This window comes from Pseudoalteromonas sp. APC 3893, assembly GCF_030408095.1.
In the GTDB taxonomy this organism is placed as follows: Bacteria; Pseudomonadota; Gammaproteobacteria; order Enterobacterales; family Alteromonadaceae; genus Pseudoalteromonas.
The window spans coordinates 1-7910 of the sequence record NZ_JASDCD010000045.1 but is presented as its reverse complement, the minus strand read 5'-3'; the positions used below and the strand labels follow the sequence as shown (position 1 = coordinate 7910).

Here is a 7910-nt window from a genome sequence, read left to right as displayed (position 1 = left end):
ATCTCGGGTATAGGGAAAATCTGGAATGTTGGACAATGTAAGCTCAGTTAGAATGACTGCATTTAGCTCTATTAGATCACAAAAAGCATAAAATTAAAATAGATCATCAATTAAATGTGTTTGGTATAAGCAAGTATTTAAACTTGCTCATTCTTATATAGCTAGTTTACGACTGTTGTGAGTCCTCTTCGCATTTAATAATGCATTTGTACTTGGCTCTTGGCCTCTAAATGCTTTGTACGATTCCATAAGATCACCTGAATTACCCACTTCCAAAATATCTTTACGGTATTTGTCACCAATTTCATGTTTTAAACTACCTTCATCTTGTACGAAAGCGTAGGTATTCGCGGCAATTACATGTAGGCATAATGACTAGCAGAATAGCCGCCACCCATAGAGCGTGAAAAGTAAGCTGATTTATAGCGTGGTGGGATATATGACAAATTAACATTGTGTTTGGTTAGTGCGTTTTGTTCAAACATTTACAATGTCTTGTGATACAGAGGTACCAGATAAACTAGGGTAGGTAACATTAGACAACATGCCATGTAATCCATGACCTAACTCGTGAAAAATCGTTGTTGCTTCGTCATAGCTAATCAGTGTTGGTTCGCCTTCGGCTGCTTTTTGAATATTCATAACGTTAACAACAACCGGTTTTTGCTCTAATAACCCTGATTGTTTTACGAATGAGCTCATCCATTTCTAGTACGCGGTTAAACTCAAAATATTTTTTAGCTGCAGATTCATCTGAATTATATTTATCTTTGCCTACTTGCTCAGCGTAGTAAAACCATCCCATGGTTGTATGGCAAAGTCATGGCTTGAGGCGTTAATTTTCTCTTGTTAGTGAATGTTAAAAGTTGCACTTAATGCACAGTGATCGCTCAACATAGTCTTGGACGGTTGTACGTATTTGTGAAACATGACAGGGGGTTTAGAAAGTGTATTAGCCATTGCTGATGATGAAATGATATGGTCGATAGGAGCAGGGTATTTAGGGTGACAACTTATCTGGCCATCGGTGAGTACTGTTAGAGTATTGTTTGTAGATGCCGTTACAGCGTCAAGCAAAACGTTGCGAAATTTATTGTTTTTATCTGCTAAGTGATGATTAAAGTCGCCCAGCATCAGCCATTTATCATCATTACCTAGCTGACTAACAACATGTTGCTTAAGAATATCGGCTTGTTTTGCGAATACCTGGCAGCTTGTACTATCGCTTTGGCTATAATCTTGGGTAAAGCAGCCGCTTTTAAGATGTAAATTTAATAGATTAACCGTTTGATTATTATATTTAAGCGAGAGCTGTAGGCCCTCTCTAACCCCTAACTTAACCGCTGAAAGTGATATTAAGTGTTGTGAGTTGGTTACCTGAATTGATTTTTTTACTGCAAACGCGACTTTCTGTTGTGTTGATAGGTTGCCATTACCACGGCAGGTGTAACTAGGTGAGTCAGCACGCGATGACATAATTATTTGCCATTGTTCAGGCTTAAATATGCGTGCAACAGCAGCCTCTGAAGCTACTTCTTGTAGTGCAAACACATCCGCATCAACAGTGTTAACATATTGACTTAACAGTTTATAGTCACTTTCTGTGCGGACCTTACAACCCAAGTTACCGTCGCTTGCGAGGTGCTCTAAATTCCAGGTTGCGACAGTTAGCTTACTTGATGAATACGGGACGCCTGCGCTGCAACCGAATAAACCTAAGCTTGAAGCTAAAAGTAAAATGTTAATTTTTTTCATTAAATATAAATTGTAAAAGGTATTTTAAGTAATGTTATATTATATCTAATCTGTTTTGCAAGTAGCTTGCGATAGACGTCTATCAAATAAAGAGTGCCGTTTTTATAGAGTTATTTGACGAGGTGTCTTATGATTAAGTATCTTTAATTCTGAGATGGGAATGGCGCTATATTTATTCGACATAGTTTTGCGTGCTTATTATTAATGTGCAGCCACATTGCATACGCTAAGCCAGTACTCACAATCTATACCGAGCAATTTCCTCCTTATAACTTCTCTAATAAGGGGCAATTACAGGGAATAAACCTCGATATAACTCAGGCACTTTGCCAGCGAGTGAAGGTAGAATGCAAATTTGAGCTATTGCCTTGGACGCGTGCATATAATTTAGCACAAAGTAACCCAACTGCAGGGGTTGTGTCTACAGCCCGTACAGAGCAACGTGAAGACCTATTTCAATGGGTTGGACCACTTGTATCATCACGTACATTTTTTTACCGTTTAGCGACGAATAAACATATTAATCCAACAGACTTAAACCAAGTTAGTGCGTATTCGCTAGGCTTAGTAAGCGGCAATATTTATGAGCAGCTGGTCTATGAAGTGGGATTTGAAACAGATAAAAACCTATTACAATTTGCTCATCATTACGAATATATTAATCTGTTTTTTAAAAATAAAATAGATTTGATTTTAGGCTCTGAATTAGTTTTAGATTATCAACTGCAGCAATTTGGTCACGGCGGCAAAGAAGTAGTCAAACTAGTTGAGCTGCCAGTTGAAAAGCTTGGTGGAAATTACTTGGCTTTTAATAAAGCGGTCCCCAAGGAAATCGTAGAGCAATTTAATCTACAATTAAAAGCGATGAAAAAAGAAGGAAAAGTGGAGTCGTTTAAAAGCCTTTATATACATAATTAAAGCGAAAAAACTATTTACTACTAAGTAATGCATGATATTGAGCTGTTATTTTTACTTCTTCAAAGGCGCTTTTTAATTTATTGACCATGGCGGAATCCATATTAATATTAGCCGCTAGGTATCCCGCCACTGCTAGCTCATCAATTGCGTAAACAAAACTAATTTTATCTGTATCAATAGCAAGTTGTTCACTCATTACACTCAGGTAATTTTCATCATCAATAATTAAATCTACCTTTTTGGCCAATAACAAGTGATACGACTTTTGAATATCACTAGTTAGTACGACTGAGAAGCCATATTTAGTTAGCACGTTATACGCTAAGTCATTGCGCTGTACAGCAACGTTGTACTGCCTTGCCTGTGATAAGTTATTGATGACAATATCATGGCGCTTTGTGAGCTTAACAAAGCCTAATTTAAATTTCGCTACGGGGCCAATCCAATGAAATAGAGGCTCACGATTTACTGTTCGTGCAAGGCTGTAGATAAGTGTATTTGGATGAGTGCGGGCCATTTTATAGGCGCGTGCCCATGGGTAAATCTCAATGGCAGCATTAATACTTGCCTTATTTAAAATGAGTTTAACTATATCAGTACTGTAGCCGGTAACACTATCGTTTATGCGAGTTTGATTAGGTGGGGATAACTCAGTAACAACCTTAACAGAGGGTTGAGCGAGACTAACTGGTATAAATAATAATAGCAGTAAATACACTAAAGACCGCATGAAGTCTCCTCAAAATTAGGTTGTATTTTGAGTATAGTAATAAAGTGAGAGTAATGAAAAGTGAAGGGCCTAAAACGATAAAAGGGCCTTGCGGCCCTTGGTGAAGTATCGTTCAAGTCAGATAGCTCTTTAACCCCTTAAAGGGCTATCCTATTGTTTTGCAACTAAGGCTCATCTCAAAGTTTCTAAGCTAGCGAGAGGAAAAAACCTGCAATTGCGGCGCTCATCAGGTTAGCCATAGATCCTGCTAACACTGCTCTGAGCCCTAAGCGTGCGATATCCTTTCGCCGACTAGGCGCCATACCGCCTAATCCACCTAGTAAAATGGCTATCGATGATAAGTTAGCAAACCCACATAACGCGAATGTGACAATCGCTTGTGTGTGCGCACTTAACGTATCGCGATAATTTATAAAGTCTAAGTAAGCAACAAATTCATTTACTACTAACTTTTGACCAATAAAACTGCCGGCTATAATTGCTTCACTCCACGGTACGCCAAGCAACCAGGCTACCGGGGCAAATATATAACCCAAAATTTCTTGTAGTGTTAGTGCCGGGTAATCGAACCAACCACCAATACCACCTAATAAACCGTTCAACAGCGCGATTAAAGCAACGAATGCTAGTAACATCGCACCCACATTGAGTGCCAAATGCATGCCGTTGGCAGCGCCTGATGCTGCTGCATCAATCACATTTACAGGCTTATCTTCATTATCTTCAAGATCAGCCAATGTGTCTTTTGGGGTTTCGGTCTCTGGCACGATCATCTTCGCCATTAAGAAACCACCCGGTGCAGCCATAAAGCTGGCAGCAATTAAATACTTAAGTTCTACACCAATAATAACGTAACCGGCCATTACTGAGCCTGCCACAGTAGCTAGGCCACCAACCATAACTGCAAACAACTCAGACTTGGTCATGGTTGCGATAAATGGTTTTACTATCAACGGTGCTTCAGTTTGACCAACAAAGATATTGGCGGTCGCTGAAAGCGATTCTGTACGCGATGTTTTTAACAGTTTTTGTAAACCACCGCCGAGGATTTTTATAATCCAATCCATAATGCCAATGTGGTAAAGCACTGCAACAAGGGCAGAGAAAAACACAATAACCGGCAAAACTTGTACCGCAAAAATAAACCCTAAGGTATCTTGGCTCGCAAGGGGACCGAACAAAAACGATATTCCGTCATTTGCAAAACCAATTACCGATGATACGGCTTTTGACATGCTCACTAAGGCGTTTTTTCCTGCTTCAAAAAACAGTACAAACCCGCCAATAATAAATTGCATGGCAAACGCAATACCAACCGTTCTTAAACTAATTGCTTTGCGGTTGGTTGAGGCCGCAAAAGCAATGCCTAGCAGCACACACATGCCGACTAAGCTCATAAATGTTGTCATGTTTGGTTATTTCCCGTTGTTATTTTTGCAGTAAATATTTTATTTTACTTTTAATTATATCAATCGCAACACGATTCATGCCGCCACGTGTGACCACTAAATCAGCATTGTGCTTTGAGGGCTCAATAAACTGATAAAACATTGGTCTCACTGTCGCTTGATACTGTTCAACAACGGACTGTAATGTTCTGCCTCGTTGCTCCATATCACGTTGCATACGGCGCATTAGGCAAATATCAAGCGGTGTATCTATAAACACTTTGATATCAAATTCTTTATTTAGCGCTTTGTCGCTGAGCAGTAAAATACCTTCTACAATAATTATTTCAGCTGGCATAACAGGCCGTGTTTTATCACTGCGTGTATGCTGCGCATAATCATATGTTGGAACTTCGACTGCTTCTCCATTGCGTAATTTTGTTAGATGCTCACACATCAATTCATGTTCAAACGCATCTGGGTGGTCGTAGTTTGTTTGCGTACGATGGGCAAACGGTAGATGCGATTGGTCTTTGTAATACGCATCTTCTTCGATCACGGCGATAGCGCCTGGTTCAAGCTCATTAACCAATTCATTATAAATAGTTTGGCTAAAAAGAGATTTGCCCGACGCAGATGCGCCAGCAATGGCTATTATTGTTCGTGTCACTAAAGTTCTCATCCACACAGAAGGTATATATTGTTGGTAGATCACAATAGCAAAAAAGACACGAATAATCTCTCTTGCTTCGCTTTAAGATGTGAAATTTATAATGTTTAGGTTTTATGAAACAGGACTTATGTCCTGTACGGTAAAAAGCAACAACAGATAAAGTAGCTCTATTGGATAAACGAGGTGAGTATGGCAAGAGCAATTATATTGATGGCAGACAGCTTAGGCATAGGCGCAGCCCCCGACGCTGATAAGTTTGGCGATACCGGAGCGAATACATTTGCCCATCTGCTAAAAGCTTACTCAGAAAAAACTGGCGAAAAACTTTCTCTGCCTAACTTATCGTTACTAGGTTTAGTGGATGCATGTGAAGCGGCAGGTAATGAACCTTGCCTAGTTAGCGACCGTCAAACACCGATTGCGGCTTGGGGCTACGCTAAAGAGCTTTCAAGTGGCAAAGATACACCATCAGGTCATTGGGAAATGGCTGGTGTGCCAGTGTTATTCGACTGGGGTTATTTCCCAAATACACAACCTTGTTTTCCGCAAGAATTTATTGACGAGCTAATTGCTCGTACGGGAATTCCTGGCATTTTAGGCAACTGCCATGCATCAGGAACCACCATTTTAGAACAGCTAGGTGAAGAGCATGTAAAAACAGGTAAACCAATCTGTTACACCTCAGCTGATAGCGTGTTTCAAATAGCCGCGCATGAACAAACTTTCGGTCTAGAAAAGCTTTATCAGGTCTGCGAAATCACACGGGCGCTGCTTGATGAAATGAACATAGGACGAGTGATTGCGCGGCCATTTTTGGGTTCGACTAATCAAGACTTTGCCAGAACAGGTAATCGTCGTGATTATTCAGTGTTACCGCCAGCGCCAACCTTGCTAGATAAGCTAGCAGAAGATGGCGGCGAAGTAATAAGCATTGGTAAAATTGCAGATATTTATGCACACCAAGGTATTACGCAAAAGCACAAAGCCCCAGGATTACAAAACTTACTAGAAAAAACATCACAGGTGATGGCGTCAGCGCCAGATCATAGTTTGATATTTACAAACCTTGTTGATTTTGATGAAAAGTTTGGCCATCGTCGCAACCCTGTAGGGTATGCAAAAGCACTTAAAGAGTTTGATGATTATTTACCAACAATACTTAAGCAGCTTAAGCCAGACGACGTACTAATTATTACAGCGGATCACGGTTGTGATCCCACATTCCCGGGCAGTGAGCACACCCGCGAATATGTACCTGTACTTGCTTATCGAGCTGGGCTTGAAAATACCCCGCTTGGTGAACGTGCTAGCTTTGCAGACATAGGTCAAACCCTTGCCCAGTGGTTTAACTTACCTGCACTTGACTATGGTGAAGGCTTTATAACAAAGCTAAAAGCACCAATTGTAAAAGGAAACGAATAATGAGTACTCCGCATATCGAAGCGAACAACTGTGATTTTGCCCAAACGGTATTGATGCCAGGTGATCCACTACGTGCGCAATATATTGCAGAAAACTTTCTTGATGACGCAGTAAAAGTAACTGGCGTTCGTAATATGTATGGCTTTACTGGAACTTACAAAGGTAAGCCTGTCAGCATTATGGGTTCTGGGATGGGTATTCCATCTATGTCAATTTATGCCCGTGAATTGATTGTTAGCTACGGCGTTAAAAATCTTATTCGTATCGGCACCTGTGGTGGTATTGGCAGCGACATAAAAATTCGCGATGTTATTTTTGCTCAAGGCGCCAGCACTGATTCTAACGTAAACCGTGCTCGCGTACGTGGTTATGACTTCTCTGCTATTGCTGATTTTGACCTACTATTAAATGGCGTTAATGCCGCTAAAGAGCTCGGTATTAAAGCAAAAGTAGGTAACGTTTTTACCACCGACACCTTCTATCAAGCCGACAACACCTTTTATCAAGAGCTTGATAAATTAGGTATGTTAGCCGTTGATATGGAAACTGCTGGCTTATATGGTGTTGCTGCTGAGTATGGCGCAAAAGCAATGGCCTTATTTACCGTAAGTGACCACGTGATCACTGGCGAAGCCACGCCAAGTGAAGAGCGTCAAAGCACATTCAATGAAATGGTTAAAATTGCACTAGAGTCTGTGTAATAAAACAATGTAAAAAGTTCCTTGGTAACGTATTCGCTTTGTTTGGAGACACGCCCAAATACAGTGAGACTAACCTCCCAAAGCCGCCTAGTAACTCTAGGCGGCTTTTTTTATGAAAACAAGCCGTAAGCTATCAGCTTTCAGCCATCAGTTTTTAAACGATCATTAAACCATTTGCAGATTCTAGCTCATTAATCTATTGACAGTAATTAATGAGCTTTTATTGTGATCTGACCGCTGACCGCTGACCGCTGACCGCTGACCGCTGACCGCTGACCGCTGACCGCTGACTGCTGATGGCTGACCTCTTAACGCTGAATGAC

The 7910-nt window shown here is 40.6% G+C and carries 7 protein-coding genes and 1 pseudogene; 3 read left to right on the top strand and 5 right to left on the bottom strand.

All coding sequences use genetic code 11. The features are described from left to right. Positions 1-161: 161 nt before the first annotated feature. Together QMA12_RS21640 and QMA12_RS21635 are read right to left on the bottom strand one after the other, a co-directional pair. Positions 162-825 (bottom strand): annotated as a pseudogene (locus QMA12_RS21640) (M3 family metallopeptidase); the annotation flags it as partial. 24 nt (positions 826-849) lie between these two features. Further along, positions 850-1755 (bottom strand): endonuclease/exonuclease/phosphatase family protein, encoded by a 906-nt coding sequence (locus QMA12_RS21635; RefSeq protein ID WP_290211084.1) that lies wholly within the window; start codon positions 1753-1755, stop codon positions 850-852. Between the two features lie 204 nt (positions 1756-1959). On the opposite strand from QMA12_RS21635, the gene QMA12_RS21630 reads away from it, so the two are divergent. Continuing rightward, a complete protein-coding gene (locus tag QMA12_RS21630) occupies positions 1960-2673 on the top strand; it encodes an ABC transporter substrate-binding protein (RefSeq protein WP_087533562.1) in 714 nt (237 codons plus the stop codon). Positions 2674-2683: 10 nt separating this feature from the next. On the opposite strand, the gene QMA12_RS21625 is transcribed toward QMA12_RS21630, so the two are convergent. The 3 genes from QMA12_RS21625 to udk all read right to left on the bottom strand — a co-directional run bounded on the left by QMA12_RS21625 (position 2684) and on the right by udk (position 5461). After that, positions 2684-3403 (bottom strand): transporter substrate-binding domain-containing protein, encoded by a 720-nt coding sequence (locus QMA12_RS21625; protein WP_087533561.1) that lies wholly within the window; start codon positions 3401-3403, stop codon positions 2684-2686. Between the two features lie 185 nt (positions 3404-3588). Further along, entirely contained in the window at positions 3589-4812 is a 1224-nt protein-coding gene (locus tag QMA12_RS21620; RefSeq protein ID WP_087533560.1) for a NupC/NupG family nucleoside CNT transporter, read from the bottom strand. A gap of 19 nt (positions 4813-4831) precedes the next feature. Next, positions 4832-5461, bottom strand: a complete 630-nt coding sequence (gene udk / locus QMA12_RS21615; RefSeq protein ID WP_087533559.1) for a uridine kinase — start codon at positions 5459-5461, stop codon at positions 4832-4834. A 192-nt stretch (positions 5462-5653) separates the two neighbouring features. Here udk and QMA12_RS21610 point away from each other — a divergent pair, with 192 nt between their 5' ends. After that, on the top strand, positions 5654-6886 hold the full coding sequence (locus tag QMA12_RS21610) for a phosphopentomutase (RefSeq protein WP_087533558.1): 1233 nt from the start codon (positions 5654-5656) through the stop codon (positions 6884-6886). Next, complete coding sequence (deoD, locus tag QMA12_RS21605; protein ID WP_290211085.1) at positions 6886-7587, top strand: purine-nucleoside phosphorylase; 702 nt, start codon at positions 6886-6888, stop codon at positions 7585-7587. Before QMA12_RS21610 ends, deoD begins: the two co-directional genes overlap by 1 nt. The last annotated feature ends 323 nt before the right edge of the window (positions 7588-7910 follow it).